Source organism: Vibrio sp. Y176 (genome assembly GCF_033438945.1).
Genome location: NZ_JAWOQS010000010.1, coordinates 1 through 17,953, shown reverse-complemented (window position 1 = coordinate 17,953; position 17,953 = coordinate 1). Strand labels below are relative to the sequence as shown.

The window sequence follows — 17,953 nt, the reverse complement described above, 5'->3', positions numbered from 1 at the left end:
ATCGTTGCCAAAAGCTGTCACTTCGGTTTTAGCTTGGCTTCCCTTGTTGGCTGGTTCATTGCTGACGGCGTTGGTCTCTGTCTTACTGCATGTTCAGGATCAGGAAGAAGATAAAGCTCATATAAAGCTTCTGGCGACACAAGCCGAGTCGTTGATTCAAGAGCGTTTTGGTTTTTACGAATATGGACTGAGGGCCGCTCGTGGGGCCATTGTTACCACTGGCCCAGAATTTATTACTCGAAAGCAATTTGAAAATTACATTGGTACTCGTGATATACCGCATGAGTTTCCTGGATCGCTCGGTTTTGGCTTTATACGAAAGGTTTCGGTTGAACAGGAGGCACGTTTTATACAAAAAGCTCGACGTGATGGCATGCCGCACTTTTCTATCCGTTTTTTGACGTCGCATAATGAGGACCGGTTTGTTATCGAATACATCTATCCGATTGAACCTAACAAGCAGGCAGTTGGATTGGATATCGGCTCTGAAACGAATCGCCGAAGGGCTGCGCTGGCTTCAGCAAGAGAGAATAGACCGTACCTCACAGAGCCGATTACGTTAGTTCAAGCCGATAAAAAGGCCCGCCGTGGCGTTCTGATTATGCTGCCTATTTTTCCAAGTGATCTCCACTTATCTTCACCACAGGAAAGAGAGGATAATGTTATTGGTTGGTCTTATGCCCCTTTAATTGTTGATGATGTGCTCGAGGGCTTACCTAAAGTTTTCGAACAGGCGCAAATTCAACTGCGTAACCAAAGAGAGCCAACGCCTTTTTATACCAGCGCTCATGATGCTGTTCAGCTTCATACAGAAGATAAATTGGAGCGTGTCATTGATGTGATGGGGCAGAAGTGGATGTTAGAGCTTACCCCCAATGACAAAGCATACTTATCCCATCGCTGGGATATAGCTTGGGTTTTGACCATCGGTATCGGAATGACGTTTCTTCTGGTGTTGGGTGTCAATCTACTCATTACCCACTCAGAGCACGAATTTGGAGAAAACGATGAAGGCTACCAGCGGGCTCAACGGTTTTTATTGTTTGCTCAAAGCCCTATTGTAAAAAAAACATGGCCGCCTGCGATTGCGACGCTGTTCGTTCTATTTCTATTAATGAGCTGGTTGCTGCTAAAAGGGCAAAAAACAGAGATTGCCAATCAGCTCACTCGCACAAACCAAGACGCTCTTATGTATATAAGTTCTGTGGCAGAGCGATACGAGCGTGACACGCTGTTTTTAGCCAATACTCCCCCCATTAAAGCCATGCTACAAATGCAAAATGCGAAGGCTGATAATGTGGAAGGTGCTTTAGATGAACAATGGTTAGAGCGTCTGGAAGATATTTTTAAAGCGTATATGTTGACGTCAGACGAGGTATATCAAGTACGACTCCTTACTGAAAAAGGCCGTTGGAAGGAGCAGGTTAAGCTACAACGCGAAGGGGCGACTCTGCTCCCCTTTGATGGATTATCTTTGCAGGAGAAAAGCTCCGAGCCATATATCTTGCAAACGATGAGTGTTGAGACAAATCAAGTGTATTTGTCCGATATTAATCTCAACAGAGAGTTCGGCTTTATTGAAAACCCCCACAAACCAGTTTGGCGATTTTCAACACCTTTGTATTTTGAGGATGGCACACCGTTTGGTTTAATTATTATTAACGTCAATGCGGCAGAAGTATTAAACAATCTCACGCAAGACAACATAGCGGGTATCGATACTTACATAACCAATAGAGATAATGAGTACATAGCCCATCCGGATGACAGTAAGCCATTTTCGTTTGAATATGGTGGCTCGGCTCAATGGCATTCTGAATTTAGTTCAGACACATCGTCACTCCTAGCGATATCTGGAGTCCATGAATATGAAAGCACTAGTGGTGTCATTTGGGCGGTGAAATCTCAGTTTCAATTGGGTGACGCTTCAGAGTCAAGATACTTAACCATTTATAACACAAGAAGTCATCTTCCCTTTATCATTGGTTTCTCCTGGCAGTTACTCACGTTGTTGCTTACGATATTGTTTTTAGCGACCGTAGCTATCAGTATTCAATACTGGCTTTGGTTAAGCGCTTTGACTGAACAAAAAGAAAGATGGAATCATCAGTTACGGCAGCAACAAACCAAAGAACTGTCAAGATTTAAAGCCCTAATAGAGTCTTCACCTGAAGCGACACTGATAGTTGATCAGTTGGGCATTATCAAAATGGTCAATGCGGAAGCTGAGAAAGTGTTCGATGTACCAAGAAACCAACTCGAACATCACTCCGTGGATAAACTCATTCCGCCAGAATTAAGAGAAGCGCATCGTACATATTTATTGAGCTATATGCGTAACCCTAAACATCGTCGAATGGCACCTTCGCAAAATCTTGTTGCATTGAAAGGTAATGGCGAAGAGTTTCCTGTAGAAATTAGTTTGAGTGCCGTTTCTATGGAAGATGAGTTGTTGGTCTCCGTTTCTTTGCGAGATATCACCGAAAGGCTGAAAGCTGAACAGAAACTCACGAAAGCGTTGCGTGACGCTGAAAATGCAACCCGAGCGAAAAGCGCATTCTTAGCCAACACCAGTCACGAAATTCGAACACCACTTAACGCTATTATTGGACTAACGCATTTAATGTCCAATGAGACACTGACAAATTCACAACGTGTATTGATAGATAAAATCAGCCTTTCAGGAAAATCTTTGCTTGGAATAGTGAACGATGTGCTGGATTTATCAAAAATTGAAGCGAATGAGATGTCGTTGGAGTTATTACCAATTGAACTTCCAAACTTTGTGGATGAAGTCAGCAGCGTATTTATCATTCAAGCAGAGCAGAAAAAGCTCGATTTTTCGTTAACTTTGTCTCCTGATTTGCCGAGCTGGGTTGAAGGCGATGCCATGCGATTGAAGCAAATCCTCGTCAATTTACTGGGGAATGCGCTCAAATTTACTGACATGGGTCAGATTGGTTTACATGTCGAACCCATTTCTGCGTCAGCCCCAGAGGAGGCGCCTAAAACCACAATTCGTTTTTCTGTCAGTGACACGGGTGTCGGCATTTCAGAGCAACGTTTATCGCAACTTTTTAAACCTTTTTCTCAGGCAGATGTGAGTACAACAAGACGCTTTGGTGGAACTGGCTTGGGGTTATCAATAGTTAATCAGCTTGTCGCGTTAATGGGCGGAGAAATTGCCGTTAACAGTGTCGAGGGAGAAGGCTCTGTCTTTTGGGTCGATATTCCTTTTCCTGTCCTTTCAGCAGAAAGCATAGAAATTGCGCAATCGCAGAATCAACAAATGCTCTATCTCATCGTTGCCGAAGATGACGAGGAGGACGCCAAGCACATCATGTCTTTGACACGCGCTCTTGGATGGCGAGCAGAATTAGTCACTGATGGCCAAGCGCTGGTTGCACTTTTTATAGCAAGACAAGAGCAAGGACTGCGTTTACCTGATGCATTAATCGTCGATTGGAAAATGCCGATTTTAGATGGTTTAGCGGCGATAGAGTCGTTATCACAACAGTTTAGTAAAGAAAAATTGCCAGCCGTATTAATGGCAACGGCTTATGAAAAAGCACAAATTAAACTTTTAGATTCTAAGCATCTGGTTGACACAATATTGCAGAAACCTGTTTGTGCTTCCACGTTGTTTAACGCCGTCAATGATACGGTCTGTCGTCTAACGGGGAACATCGAGCGGGTGTTAAACGCCACGACGACCGAGAAAATACACGCTAAGTGGTTAACGGATGTGAGAATATTGGTGGTTGACGATAGTGATACGAATTTAGAAGTGGCTACATATCTTCTTACTCGAGCAGGGGCGGACGTTGAGTGCGCAAGCAGTGGTCATATTGCCATTAGCAAATTAGAAGAGAATCCATCTTACTATGACGCCATTTTAATGGATGTTCAAATGCCCGTAATGGATGGTTTAGAGGCGACGCGTTACATTCGAAAAAACCTACAATTGACGTCCATTCCAATTATTGCATTAACCGCAGGGGCACTCGTTGAAGAGCGTAAACGTGCTCTAGATGCGGGGATGAATGATTTTCTCACAAAACCTATCAACCCAACGCAGCTCATCAGTGTATTACGAACTCAAGTATCTCAATATTTGGGGAAAAATATTGACGTTGAGGAAATTAACCTCCCCTCAAAACCGCAAGATGATTGGCCATCTATCGATGGGCTAGATATCTCGCAGGCAAAAGCGCTTTTAATGAACAATAAGGAACTGTTCTTTAATACTCTTGAGCATCTTTTAGAAGATAATGAGAATCTCATGCTGGATGATTCTTTCGATACGTCTATTCTGGATAATCCAGAAACGAGACTTCGTCTCGCTTCTCAAGTCCACAAATTGCGCAGCTCCGCTGGCATGGTTGGTGCTCAGCACCTTCATACTCTGGCATCCTCTGCGGAAAATATTTTGCGAGAGCCAGATTCACAAGCGGAAGTGGCTGTTCATGAGTTGTCGTCGGAGCTTAAGAAGTTGAAGGTTAACGTTAAAGATGCAATGGTAGTATGGAAAACGAGTACGGAGATGCCTATCGACCCTGCGGCGTCTAATGAGGTGGTTTCTTTAGACTTAGCCAATCAGTTATTGAAAATGTTCGATGAGCAAGACTTAAACGCGTTAACTTTAGTCGAAGAGCAAAAAGAATACTTACTCAATCTGCTGGGTAAAGATACGTTGAGCTTGTTGCTAGAGGCGACCAAACGTTTGAATTTCAAGCAAGCAAGTGAGGTTTTAATGCCTTTTGTTGTTCGTGCAAGGGGAAATAATGAGTCATCGAATGAATGAAAGCAATCCTGAGATACTTATCGTTGATGACGATAGTTCAGTTGTGATTACTTTACATCAAGTGTTGCAAGATTTTGGTCGGATTCGATTTGCAGCAACGGGGGCACAAGCACTCGATATGATTAAAGAGAATCGACCAGATTTAATCCTATTGGATGTCGAACTTCCCGATACCAATGGTATTGAATTGTGCCTGATGTTAAAAGAAAACACGCTGACATCCGATATCCCAGTCCTCTTTATCACCAGCAATATTGAAACCGGGTTTGAAGAAAAAGTTTTCGATGCAGGCGCCTCTGATTATATTGTTAAACCATTAAAGCCGCGGGTCGTTGCGGCGAGGGTTCAGACGCACCTGGCTTACCATAAAGCGTTGATTAAGTTAAGTAAGCTTGCCCATACCGACAGTTTATCGGGATTAGCGAATAGGTTGGCATTCGATGAACAGTTGGACATCGAGTTTAGGCGTGCCCGCAGGCAACGCGAACCTCTAACGATTGTCATGATTGATATTGATGAGTTTAAAAAATATAACGACCACTTTGGGCATGTGGCAGGTGATGATTGTATAAGACTCATTGGTCGAGAGTTAAATACAATAACGAAGCGTCCGGCCGATGTCGTAGCCCGCTATGGTGGTGAGGAGTTTGCATTGTTGTTACCAAACACAGAGCAAAATGGAGCACATACGCTTATCAACCATCTAATGACAGCCATCACTGATTTATCCATCCAACACGCACCACAGGCTATTTATCCCATTGTTACTGTGTCGATTGGTTTCACCACACTAGAACCGTTGTCTTGCAATATGGATTCATTTTCAGCCACAGATATTGTCGAGATAGCAGATCAAGCACTTTATCAATCAAAGGATGAAGGTCGTAATCGAGTTACTTACGGGAAAATTAACGTCTAATCAAGAGTTCGAAATGATGTGGTTTGGACCCTGACCGCAAAACACATGTCAAGAGTCATTTGCCATACTAGAAGTAATGTACCGTCTCCCCTTCGGAGGGGTAACCCTAACGCATTTTTGTCCAAAACTGAGTTTTGAGGCCAATTTCACAAGTGTGTTCACCAAGCGATTTTGTCGTATGTTCGTATTTCAGAGGGCTAAGAAAGAAAAGGAGGAGTGACGATGCCATACAAGCAAGTCACTTTACCGCCGATGTACGCCTAGTCCATTTGTTCGGAAAAGCTAGACGCATTAAATTCGCCCGTCGGTCAAATGGTGACCGTGTTGAATGAGAACAGCGAGAAAATAGTTACCAGAGAAGATTTTGATATGCTCTTAGAACAAATTGATGTGCGGGAAAAAGCATCTTCATGACACTTTAATTCACATTAATATCTGCCACGAAGGCTGTGCAAGCAACATTGAGATAAGTGTGTCATAACCATTTTTGAAATAGTTAGTGCCCCAAGAATCCCTTATTTTCTTGACGGCTCCCATTACCGTTCTTTATCTTCAAGTCAATAATTTAAATGAAAATGATTATCACTCATTTTTAAAACTTTAGTTTGATTTTATATAAATTGAATTGTTTATGTAATTGGTTTTATATGATGACATCTTGTCAGCATATGGAGCTTTAGGGTGGGGTCTTACAAAAAATACGTTGGAATTTTATTCGTTTTATCAATGTGTAGCTTTAACAGTTACGCCGGAGCAGACGCTTTTAATAATGAGCTTTGTAATTTATCTCATGCCGGCTGGAAGAACGATAAGAACTTGAGTGCGGCTGGGTATGAGTATTGTGTAACCGGGACTGTATTTGACCAAGTTATTAACCTAACTCAATCCCCTATTTACGTTTCCACACAAAAGGGGAAGGTGAAAAAGGTACAGGGCGAGAGCAAATTTAAACTAGCCTTCTCTCGCCGTGTACATTTCCTTTCACAAGAGAACGTTCGGTTCTACAGAATATTCACAAAGTTGGTGATCGCTGACGATAGTTCTGCAAACTCAGCAAAAGAAAGGTATAAATCCTTGATGCAGAACATTTCATTTGATTCTGGTGAGGCAGTGCAGCCATTTCGAGTAAAAACCATCGGCTACGAAGCTCCAATTTTTATTGGATCGTTCAATGAGAAATTTTCACAAAAAGGTTTGCAGTTAGCGAGCTCATCCCCAATGGCAGTGGGACCAGGAGTAATCATAGGAACTGGAGCAGCAACAGGGTCTGGCAACGCATGGGATAGCGATAAAGCATGTGGCGGTGACATTGTAAGAGGTGGCATTGTTGGGGGATTGACGGCAGCTGCTGGCTTGGCTTTAGCATTACCAGGAGGCGTGGGATTCATTGTTGCAGCTGCGGCTACATGGGCTGTAAATCGCTCATTAACAGGCATATGCGCTTCATGCCACGTTTCGTACTGTGACAATACTGAAGAAAGCAAACACGGTATAGGAGGAGGTAGTGGGAGATTTTAACTTAACGAGTGCGACTCTTATCACTATCATTTTGTTCGTTAACTTCTTCTTAACAAGAAAGCAAAAGCACCTTGATGGGTTCTATTTGAATGCCTACATACTGGTGATGGCAATAGCGCTAACAAATTTCGACATTATCACTATCGCACAACTGCTTGGTGCAAGTCTGGTATTTTTGATTGCTAGTTATGAACCGATAAGAACGAAACTCCCACTGCAGGGAAAGCCGTTATTCATAACGCAAAATGGTATATACATAGCGCTACTCTTAAGTAGTTGCATCGGTTGATGTCGAGTATGTGTTCTGTAAAGACAACTTGCCTCGCCAAGTGCGAGGCTTTTTATTGCGGCTTTCGAAGCCGGTAGGATGGCTCTAATTGTGGGTCATGCATCAGCCTCAACGTATAAACTCTACGCACCATATTAGAATAGAGCTTTTTCCTGAAAATGAACGACTTTTCCTTCTTTGATGTTCAGCAACTACTTACTTTTCAACAAGTCGCCCTCTCTAAAGTAAAATTCTTCCCTATTATGGTCAATACAAGCAAAGCTCTTCCCCTTTTTGAATTAACTTTTAAGTGATGCGGATTGGTAGTTTCTTGAGTCAAAAGCACTATCTAGTTGTTGGGCTTTTCGCTGAAACGGGCGCCCCCTCCAAAAAACCGCCGCTCGCTTGCTGTTGAGCAACGATATTGAGCTGGTGGCCATGTTCCACCAGCCGTTTGAACTCACATAATTTAATCGGTGTAATCTGTGCCATGATGCAAACTCGTCGTTTTTGTATGTTTAAAACGTCACGTTTTAAATTAGGAGTAGATTATAACCATAGATTAAATAGTTACAAGTCGTGTTCGGAATGTATATGGGCGAAAGAAAAACTATTTAAGTTGTACGCTGCTGACCTTTTCAATGTGTAACAATACGTCCATCACATCACTGTGAGCTTTGAGTAACTTTCTCTTAGCAAGAGTCCATGCCGCCAATTTCCCATGAGCGCTCACACTTACCTTAATGAAATGCTCGCGCTTCTGGTCGTTCTCATCGTACTTGGTGTACCGCGCCACATAGTATTGCTTACCATCAATGGTAGTTAACCGTGGATCGAGACTTTTCGGCAATCGCGCCAGTAAGTTGAATTGCTTGCGAACGCGATCCCAACAACGCCCCCATAGTTCCTTGCCGATTTGGTTGCGTATTTTGGTTGCCTTGCGTAGTCCTTTCTTTTCACCAATGCGAACAAACCCGACAGAACGACGAATATAACCACCCTCCGGCTTAGGTACACTAACGGCGTAGCAAGTCTTTTTCTTGGTGATAAATCGATAGCCTGTGTTAGATACGAAATAAGCATAAGCGTTACGACACTCTGACACTCTATAACCCTCAAAAAAACAAAACATGCGATTCCTTTCGGTTGGATTTAACTGGCCATTGCTGCCCTTTCTTGGCCAAATGAATAACGTTACAGCGTAACTATGTTTTTTATATTCCTAATTAATGCGACAGATTGATAGTCTTTAGGTCATCATAGCTGAAACCAAGCACTAGCTTGATTGCCTTTTTACTGAATCCTTGCTTCATTAATTCTCTTACCTTGGCTTGAGTTCATTCGGAATCGGGGTTCGGGAAAGTTCCTGTTGTCGAAGCTTAAATTCGTTCACTCGCAAGTTCGCGTTCATCAGAGCTTTACACATAATTTCCCCTCCCTTTATTCTGCCTTTGGTTTTAATGAAATGCCTGTTGTGTACTCTTTCGCTTCATCGTGGAACGTTCTTAAGTAGTGGTCAGTCACGGCAACACTAGAATGACCAAGCGCGTCCTTAATCACTTTCAAAGAGGCTTTCTTTTCAAGCAGTAGCATGGCGTACATTTTTCGCATCGAGTGTGTTGATAGCTGGTATGGCAACCTCAACTCCATTGCTATGCGCTTATACGCTCGGTTGATGTACTGGATGCTGATCGCATTGCCCTTTTTGGCCAAGTGGTGGTTCGATTGAAACATCAACTCATTATGGCCATTGTGTAGGTAGATACGCTTAATAAGTTCTTCCAGTTCGGCGTTAACGTGGATGGTGATTCGGGCGGCTTCTTTAGCGGCCTTTTCACTCTTACCTCGGGTCATACGACCTTTAAAGCCTTTTGACTGCACAATGGTAAATGACGACCTAATCACGCCATTTATCATCACATCGCTGAATTTTAGCTTCGAAATGTCGCAATAACGTAAACCTGTACGCACCTCCATTTCAATCATCATCGAGATAAGCGGGTTTATGTCATCCATTAAACGGATGATTTTTTCCAATTCGTCTAAGTCACGCGCAGGGAAAGCAGCCATTAGATCAACTCCACTTCATTAGCATTAACCGTCTTAAACTCACCACCAACGAACACCTGAATTTGCAGGGTTCGAGATAGCAAGCCAAAGCCCAAGAACAAGCCGAGCTCCCCATCGACACACACAAAATCGTGGTGAACAGGTAGGCGGCCAAAGTGGTTAATCATCTTGGTTTGTGCTTGAACACTTTGAGGCTCTTTAATGGTATTGATAGCAAAGCGAAGCTGAGAGCGAATCTTTAGGGCATTGGCACCTTTTCGCGCCTTGCTGATCGTGCCTTGCACACAAGGCAAGCCGTAGAAGTTGCGAATGACAGCGGCGGCTTGCTCTTGGCCTCCACACTCATTAATTAGCTCATCCAGAGAGATAAGAATAAGGTCATGATGACGCTCTTGGATGGCACTGCGTTTGCTCGCCCATTCATCCGAAAGCGACACCAATTCATTTTTTTTAAACATTTTTGCTGATCTTTTTTGGCAAAATGCCAGTGTTTGCTCAGAACATAATATATTCCACCGGAATATATTTTGCAACCATGTTCGGAATAATTCTATTGTAAGTACAAAGAGTTCCAAAAGCGGGCGATTCATCAACTTTTGACAAATAACGCAACAGTGCTCAAAACACCACCAGCAAAAAGCCATTTTTTATCAATATTCCTATGGAATATTTAGGTTCATTCATACAAAATGCCAGGATTAGAAAGCAATCTTAGACATTTGATAAGTTATTGTTTTTATTGGATTTCATGTCTTTTTGTGTCGATGGGCAGCGACAAAACATTGTATAAGTTAGTTTCAGTTCTGTGTAGAACTGAAACTAAAAGAGGTTTTTTTGAAACTCGCCACGACAATTACCCGTCTTTGGCAAAAGAATAGCTGAGTTACGTCGTCACGCGACACGAACAAACATGCATATCCTCAATTATTATGCGGTATAGGTCACGTTCTCAAAACCTAACTGCTAGTAACGATATGTTTGCATTATTTTGCATATCTAGACAATCAAAGATCACAGTCTCATAATACTCCGCGAACATCAGCTCGGCTGGCGAGAATCCCCTAAACTCTTTCCAAATCAGAGCTATATACGTATTGACTATCCAGTCAATTGGCTTAAGAGATATAGATATGCACTGCACGTTGAATCAATTAATTCCAATCGAAATACTAGATAAATGTGACCTGTCCCTAGATGTATTTAGCAGCTCGTTCCTCGATGACGCAACCGACATTTGCATGATGCATCTTATCCAATCGCATCCGAACGCACTATGCAATTCATACATTAATCGTGATGACGTATTAAACTTCGTTCGAGATCACTTCTCCGCTTAAAAAGCAACACTTATAACGTTCTTCTGTTCGTTTTTTATTTAATTCCGAACACAAAAACGGTATGCTACGCAACAAGGATAAAGGTAGGGTTTTTCGTTACTCGCATACGCTCAGGGATGGAGTGTAACCTTTATCCTCCAATGTAATTTGGAGCAACCGTTCACCATGATTAATAAAAAAAATACTGAAATTAAAGATTTAAAAGCTATTGATATAGAAACACTTAATCAATTACTTGCAAATAAACAAACGGCAGATGCGCGCCTAAAACGTGCCTTGAAGCACCGCGCGACTTTTTCCGAACAAATAGATGGCAAGGAAGATAGTGGACTATTCAATGATCGCATCGTAGCTGTAGTAAAACGTGGTAATCCGACCACTCGTTTACTTGAGTATATTGAAGCCGCAAAAGCAGCCAATAAAGAGCTTTTAGAGCGCGCACCTCAATACTTCAACAGCTCATCTAACTCATTTAAAGAGACGACCGTAATTGAGAACGTCCGTCGCGTTAACATCACAATTAATAAAGCAGCTAGCAGCCAGAAAGTCACTGGTGCACGTCTAGCCAAAAGACTTGAAGCATACCTACGCGACCTCGACCGTAAACTCTCCTACGACCTTCCAGAAGATGAGAAAGAACAGCTCACTAACAATAAAAACACTGCATTGAATGAATTGAAATACTTCAAAGACAATGCAGACGTTGAGTTTAGAAAGCGCGGTCAAGAACACAATGACATTGTCGCTATTATCCATACCTATGATGGCAACAATGGCGGCATTTCTCGCGTAGCTAAAAAGGTTCACGTTAACGCTGGTGGCCTTGTTCTAATTAGGCATCGCTCTTGTAAAGATCACGATGTGCTAATCACAAACAACACCACTGAGGGACGTTCGATATTCGATGAAGCGAATGCTTTTAAGTCGGTACTGTACCCTAACGCTAATATGTATATAGAAAGCGAAGTTGACGCTATTCGTGAAGCCAGAAAAGAGCTTAGAAGCAAGAACGAAAGCAAAGCACGTTCGCAGTTCGATGGATTAGTGAACTAAGGTTTTAAGCTAAATTATTGTTGTTCCGCTTTGATTGGTGATTTGGTGGCGATATTTAGCGGTATCGCCACCTTTTCATATTACTTTTATATGTTGGCACCAACGGAATTAAGAATCGTCCGATTCAAGCGCTTCTAGTACCCATTGTTCTACGGAACTGCGACACTCTAGCATGCTCTCTGTTACTTCCATTTCGTGCGGCACATAATCTACCAATTGAGAAAAGCAGTATGTATCCCAACGGTCAGGTGATGGGATGTTCATTTTCTCTTTCATCATCGGTTTTGGCATCATTACCCATTGGCCTGACTCGTTGATTGCACAAGGTATTTTACTGCCTTGTTCTGCCGTCTTGACGTTCTTATCTATCTGCATGCGGCCTTGGTTTATCGCATCCCGAGCCATAACATTGGCATACGCACGCTGGTTAAAGAAACGCTGCTTATCGCTGGTGGAGTGCATCTTCTTACCCCAACGAATGCGCTGTACGCGCCGTCCGTAGCGTTCTAAGCAAGTCGCCGTGTCATAACCTACACCGTCACTATCCACTGCTATCGTGATGTTTGGGTACAAGTCCTCACTACACTCTGCATGGATAATGTCAGCGAACCGAACCGGATCGACCGTGCTTGGTTGTTCAAGCAATTTCACGCTCTTAACGATGCGCTCCATGCGTTGACCCCAAACCTTGCAGATATTGAGTATCGAGCGGTCACGACCATTACCCACGTCCACCAGCGCAGCCCAACCCCAACCATCGGGCATATCGAGGTTGAGCCTTGCGCTTTTGTCCAGTGCATCCCGACTAAGCAGCATGCCAGCAATGGAACTTGGGAACTCCCCACGTACTTTAATCAGGTATTCCGGTGCCTCTCGACCGCCATACTCCAATCGCTTATCGAGGATAAATTCCACGGTTACGAACGGAGATTCCTCGGAGTTAAGCCGGATGGCTCGCCATCGACCACTAGGCTCGGCTAATCGGTGATGCGTATCGTAGAAATAACCGCTAGGGCGCGTTGGCTGGCTCAATAACAGCATTCGGTTATCTTTCTCGGTCAATGCACCCGCTAACACACCAAAAGCCTTGTCAGAGACGCCTGACGCCTCATCGACAATAACAAACAAGTGTTTAGCGTGTTCACCCGCTAGCGCTTCCTCGTTACCAATACGGCACGATTTAGCACTGGTTTGCCAGATACCTTTTGCTGAGTTTTCAAAAAAGGCTGTCTCGGTAATGGTGAAGTATTGCTGCAACCAACCATGCTTTTGTAAGAGCGTGTTCCAGTTGGATTTTAGGTACTTCCATACACCGATTTGTACCTGTCTCGCGTTGTTCGCCACCAGCACAACACGCGCATTGGGGAAGCAGAGCATGAAAGCAATGATCATGATACTGGTCATGTCTGACTTGCCTGTACCGTGGCCAGAGCTGACAGTCGTTCGCGCACCAATACGCTGAGCACTATCAATGATTTTGCGCTGCTGCCAGCTCGGCTTCTTACCGACTAGCTCAACAGCGAGGCGTTTCCAGTCATAGCGATACCGCTTAACTAGGGCAGGGTAACGGGGATCTTGTGTTACGCTCTTTATTCGTCTAGCCACCAAGTACCTCGAAGCTGTCTACATCGTCAAACCCCGACACTCCCTCGTTATCGAGGTCATCATAGGCTTGCTCTTTAGCGGCTTCGTTTTGTATTTGGGATGGGGATAGGGTAGGTTCTACGCCGTTCTCTAGGTCTTCGGCTTCTTTGATTCGTCGGTTTACTTCTTCTTTGCGCGCAGGTAGCCAGTTATCTTGCTGCTCAATCTGCTCTAACGTGTAGTCATCAAACAGTTCATCCAGCTCTTGCTCACTGATACCAGTGTCGTCTACTTCTGGCTCTAGGTTCGCTAGTTCTACCTTAGCTTCATGCAATAGCGTTGCTGGTGGACGTGCGCCTAACTTCTCGATTTGCTGACACGTCTCTAAGGCTGTCCAGTTGTTCTTAGTGCGCAGAGAAAGCATTTCTATTACTAGGCTGGTTTCTTCCGCTGGCAGTAAGTGTGGCATCATCAATTCAGCGTATTCCTGTTTACGCAAATCGATATAGCGCTTGGCCTCTTGTTTGGCCATCGTGGAAATACTTAATTCCAGTTCACGCAATCTGGTGCCATAGCCAAAGATGAGACGGTCACGCATGGCGTTTATGTCTACTGGCTGGTTTTCGTCATCGAGCGGAATGTCTCCGCTTTCTTCCATTTCATCGATCTCTTTAAGGCGTTTAGCTAACGTCTCATTCATTCGGTAATACTGCGAACGGGCAATAATCAGTTCGTTGCAAACCGAAAGCGGATCGGTATCCATGAGAATATCCATGATTTCGCCAGTAATACCCGCACTACGGGCATAACCACCATGCACAACAGGGCGACCCACTTGAGCACTGGAATACTGCGAAAGTCCCTCAACTGATCGCGGCTTGCGCAGTGATCCAATACCCCCTGTTTTCGCGCGATCGCCTTGCGCACTTTGCGCTTGCGCAGTTGCCCCCGCTTCTTTGGACTTTGATTTATCAGCCCTTTTTTTCTTCTTGTCGTTTTTCGCTTCTTGAAATTTCGCTAATTGCTCATCGTAAAGATCAAATAATCGATCAAACTCGGGCAGCGATCGCATGGAATTAAACTGGCGGCGCAATGTCGCACCGTTCACCCCTTTATCTTTCGCAAAAGCGGCCATCGTGAGCGTTGGGTTTTGAGCTCCACGCACGAGAAATTCTTTCAAAAGGGAATGCCAGTCATTGCCCTGACTGGTCTTTTTCGCTTTGATTTTTGGCATAACGGACGGTTGGAACTTGCCGCCCGTTTTGGCTGGCCGTTTTATATATCGCTTAGCGGTGCCGTACTTCAATCCGTTGGCTTCGCAATACTCGGCCAGCGTCAAAGTCGGCTGCTTCTCTAACTGCTCCCAAAACTGCTGTTGGTGAGCCTGATAGTCAATCTTGCCGGACACGGTTAAACCCCATTCATTTTGTTACGTTCGGAATAATACAGAGTTTAAACAGGTAACAACAATGCGAACCAGGCCAGTTAAAACAATCATTTGATTATCAATAAGGTTTTAAAGACAAAATTTGATAACGCGACATTAAATAGTATTTACAGTAACGATTTTCTGCATATAATCATGGCCAGCTAGTGAGTAACGCTACTCATGTACAATTGATTCTGCGGCACGATATAGTAATTGGCTGCGTTATCTCACTAGCAACCTTTCCCCCATACCCAAGACAACGCGCTACGTGACGAAAGGAATACCCCCTTGAAAGCACCCGAGCGCATCAAATTCAGACACAAAGCCAAAACCAAAGCACGACAAGCCATGTTTAGAACCCGCCAACGGGAAAAGGGATTAGCGCTACTTCAAGTGCGAATTTCACGCCTTGCTCACGCAAAAGCATGCGAACAATGCGAACAGAACGGGATTACCCTGACCGAGCTGTATCAGTTGGCCATCAACAACACCGATCCAAACCAACTACCAGAAAAGCACCCCGAAGTAATCGAGGGCGACCTAGTAGGGACACGCCAAATCAGTCCTTGGATTGACCCCGAAGTTGCAAAGACGTTTGAGAAATTGGCCACCAACTACCGCAATCGAACCATAGCGATGAGTGCTATCGTCTATGCGTATTGCGCTCGATGCGAAGCTGAATGAACCGAACTGGACACGCTTGGGGCGCACTGTGCTTTGCGCCCGTTCCTCTCGCCTTAATGGCAGACACAACACCACTGCATTCAATCCTGGCATTTCTTGGTTGCTTAAGCGGTTCGAGCGCACCGGACTGGCTTGAATTTGACAGAATCCCGCACCGAACTTACACCCACATCCTTTCGATATGGCTCGCTGCAACGGCTTATGGCTATCATTTAGCGATAGGGGATACATTCATACCCATTGAGGCGTTAAAAGCCACCAGCACGATTCTAGGTGCGATTCTGTGTGGATTTGGATGCGGTTGTGTGTCGCATTGGCTTGGGGATGTGTTAAACCGTCAGCCAGTGCCGATTTTTACCCCATTTGATAGGTACTGTTTGAATCTATTCGCTTCGGGGAGCCACCAGCGAATCACATGCGTATTCATTTTCTCGGTAGCATGTATTTTAGTTGGCTTTTTACGGCCTTTGTCATTCCGAATAGATTTGTTAAAAATGGCGTTTTTTACATAAAAAAAGGCCACGTTTTACCGCGGCCTTTTGATTTTGAGGAGTTGTCAATAACAGGTAATTCAATAACCAATCAATTGGCCATCTATATTTTGGAGTATCCACGTCCATTTTCTTGCGAGCGAGGTAAATATAGGACACTCAAAACGCCTTTTCAATAGATTGAAACGCGACACATAAAAAAGAGCCAGCATTTCTACCAGCTCTTTAACTCTCTTTTGCAAACCTTCTTTGAATCACTCGCCGAAGCTGTACGCTTCACACGAAAACAAGGCAATTATATTGATACTTACCTCGAAAAATCAAGAAAAAAGCGCCAATGGAATAACCAAAGGCGCTTGAGCACAGTTGTCTAAGATTTTTAAAGGAAAACACGGTCGTCACAATGGCAACTATGTAACTCGAGTACAAATAAATTTATCCGTTCGGAATTCTTAGTTCAAGTATTTTTTACCATCACAAACAAAACAAGTATTACCAATCACCCACTCTGAAGCACGTATGTTATCAATGGCATATTAACTGAGGTATCCTTTACCGCTAATCATAATAAACAGGGAATCCTTATGCCTATTTTTATAGGGATAGCAGCCTTAGTGTTTGTAGGACTGATATTTGGCTTTCACATCCAAGTCTCAACTTCATTTATAAATGTCATTACATCCATAGGCACATTGCTTGGTGGGTTTGGAGCTGCATACGCCGCCTATCTGGCGCGTCAGTCTGTTGGGGAATGGCGTGATGAGTTTCACTATAAGAACACCTACAGTCAGCTTTCTGAGTTTGAGAGCATGTTGAAGACTATGCTTGAAGATTTTACTGAGAACTCCCTCTCTAAAGATAGCTTAAAGACACTAAGCAACACGGCAGCTTTGCAACTCCCATTAAAAATCTTGCATCCATATCGTGAGCGCTATCAACGCCTACACGAAGACATTCTTAATGGCTTGTCCAGTGAGGGAGCCAGAGCCTTTAAAGAACTGGAATATTCCTCTGTATGCGCAGCTATGAGCAATAGCTTTCTCACTGGCCTATCAAACTACCAACGATTAACGATCCTCGCTAAAGACATTGATGAAAGTGAGCATAACGTCGAAGAAAAGGGGCAACAACTGACTGCTGATATGGCCGAATATCTTAAGGTCTACAAGGACTATCGTCAGCACGTTCAGCGCTACCTTAAGATAGTTAAGGATATTAGAACGTCCCTTTAACTCGATTGGCGCCATGCTCCATAACTGATAGTATCATCTTTCATTTCATTCGAAAGATTAAGGAGTTGGCATGGATAATGATCAATATGAACTAGGCGTAAATAACGGCTTTAGCGACGAGAAAGCTATGTCTGGTTTTCTGATGAGCCAAAGACCCCATAGCTACACCATTGGCTATATGGCTGGTTACGCAATGAATGTCATGAGCATGCAAGGCGGGAGCGCTATAGTTGCCGCTAATGTGTTAGGGGAACTTTCTTGGCAATACAATATCGATATCGAAGAAATAGATGACCACATTCTTGATGAGATTTTTGAGAATGAGGGCGGTTTTACTGACGAATTGCGTAGCGCGTTTGATAAGGGCTTTGACGAGAAATGTGAAGAGCTCGACGACGAAGATTAAGCCCACAACTAAGAACAAAGGGCTGACCCTCTTTCGAAGATCAACCCTTTGCCCTCTTTGGGAGCCTGTAGGTTTTACCCTTGTAGTGGCACACTGAATTTGGTCACTTAGTTAGAGGTGATATCATCACCTCATAAGTTAACAGGTGACATAATGAC

General features: G+C 43.8%; 13 protein-coding genes. 8 read left to right on the top strand and 5 right to left on the bottom strand.

The window, feature by feature from the left end; genetic code table 11:
* The first annotated feature begins 4 nt into the window (after nucleotides 1–4).
* The 3 genes from R7O13_RS19830 (at nucleotide 5) to R7O13_RS19820 (ending at nucleotide 7,241) form a co-directional block, all read left to right on the top strand.
* Nucleotides 5–4,804 carry a CHASE domain-containing protein gene (locus R7O13_RS19830; protein WP_250156008.1) on the top strand — a complete coding sequence of 1,600 codons (4,800 nt, stop codon included), beginning with the start codon at nucleotides 5–7 and terminating at the stop codon, nucleotides 4,802–4,804.
* Nucleotides 4,785–5,723, top strand: a complete 939-nt coding sequence (locus R7O13_RS19825; RefSeq protein WP_250156009.1) for a diguanylate cyclase — start codon at nucleotides 4,785–4,787, stop codon at nucleotides 5,721–5,723. The genes R7O13_RS19830 and R7O13_RS19825 overlap by 20 nt, the downstream gene beginning before the upstream one ends.
* 681 nt (nucleotides 5,724–6,404) lie before the next feature.
* Complete coding sequence (locus R7O13_RS19820; RefSeq protein ID WP_213963496.1) at nucleotides 6,405–7,241, top strand: hypothetical protein; 837 nt, start codon at nucleotides 6,405–6,407, stop codon at nucleotides 7,239–7,241.
* Between the two features lie 878 nt (nucleotides 7,242–8,119).
* Here R7O13_RS19820 and R7O13_RS19815 read toward each other — a convergent pair.
* From R7O13_RS19815 to R7O13_RS19805, 3 genes are all read right to left on the bottom strand, one after another.
* Nucleotides 8,120–8,641, bottom strand: coding sequence for a Fe3+-citrate ABC transporter substrate-binding protein (locus R7O13_RS19815; protein ID WP_212668980.1), 522 nt, complete (start codon nucleotides 8,639–8,641; stop codon nucleotides 8,120–8,122).
* Between the two features lie 308 nt (nucleotides 8,642–8,949).
* Nucleotides 8,950–9,579 carry a tyrosine-type recombinase/integrase gene (locus R7O13_RS19810; RefSeq protein WP_054866453.1) on the bottom strand — a complete coding sequence of 210 codons (630 nt, stop codon included), beginning with the start codon at nucleotides 9,577–9,579 and terminating at the stop codon, nucleotides 8,950–8,952.
* Nucleotides 9,579–10,037: a hypothetical protein gene (locus R7O13_RS19805; RefSeq protein ID WP_064369724.1), complete on the bottom strand. Its 459-nt coding sequence runs from the start codon at nucleotides 10,035–10,037 to the stop codon at nucleotides 9,579–9,581. The genes R7O13_RS19810 and R7O13_RS19805 overlap by 1 nt, the downstream gene beginning before the upstream one ends.
* A 1,044-nt stretch (nucleotides 10,038–11,081) precedes the next feature.
* On the opposite strand from R7O13_RS19805, the gene R7O13_RS19800 reads away from it, so the two are divergent.
* Entirely contained in the window at nucleotides 11,082–11,969 is an 888-nt protein-coding gene (locus tag R7O13_RS19800) for a hypothetical protein (protein ID WP_158174336.1), read from the top strand.
* Between the two features lie 108 nt (nucleotides 11,970–12,077).
* Here R7O13_RS19800 and R7O13_RS19795 read toward each other — a convergent pair whose 3' ends face one another.
* Both R7O13_RS19795 and R7O13_RS19790 read right to left on the bottom strand, forming a co-directional pair.
* The gene (locus R7O13_RS19795; RefSeq protein ID WP_318129132.1) at nucleotides 12,078–13,574 is read right to left on the bottom strand and encodes a terminase; all 1,497 of its coding nucleotides are present in this window, start codon (nucleotides 13,572–13,574) and stop codon (nucleotides 12,078–12,080) included.
* The gene (locus tag R7O13_RS19790; RefSeq protein ID WP_017634086.1) at nucleotides 13,567–14,961 is read right to left on the bottom strand and encodes a hypothetical protein; all 1,395 of its coding nucleotides are present in this window, start codon (nucleotides 14,959–14,961) and stop codon (nucleotides 13,567–13,569) included. Before R7O13_RS19790 ends, R7O13_RS19795 begins: the two co-directional genes overlap by 8 nt.
* Nucleotides 14,962–15,270: 309 nt before the next feature.
* Here R7O13_RS19790 and R7O13_RS19785 point away from each other — a divergent pair, with 309 nt between their 5' ends.
* The 4 genes from R7O13_RS19785 (at nucleotide 15,271) to R7O13_RS19770 (ending at nucleotide 17,795) form a co-directional block, all read left to right on the top strand.
* Entirely contained in the window at nucleotides 15,271–15,666 is a 396-nt protein-coding gene (locus R7O13_RS19785; protein ID WP_213868149.1) for a hypothetical protein, read from the top strand.
* Nucleotides 15,663–16,178 (top strand): metal-dependent hydrolase, encoded by a 516-nt coding sequence (locus R7O13_RS19780; RefSeq protein ID WP_318304537.1) that lies wholly within the window; start codon nucleotides 15,663–15,665, stop codon nucleotides 16,176–16,178. Before R7O13_RS19785 ends, R7O13_RS19780 begins: the two co-directional genes overlap by 4 nt.
* Before the next feature lie 563 nt (nucleotides 16,179–16,741).
* Entirely contained in the window at nucleotides 16,742–17,389 is a 648-nt protein-coding gene (locus R7O13_RS19775; protein ID WP_318129135.1) for a hypothetical protein, read from the top strand.
* Between the two features lie 70 nt (nucleotides 17,390–17,459).
* Nucleotides 17,460–17,795: a hypothetical protein gene (locus tag R7O13_RS19770; protein WP_318129136.1), complete on the top strand. Its 336-nt coding sequence runs from the start codon at nucleotides 17,460–17,462 to the stop codon at nucleotides 17,793–17,795.
* The last annotated feature ends 158 nt before the right edge of the window (nucleotides 17,796–17,953 follow it).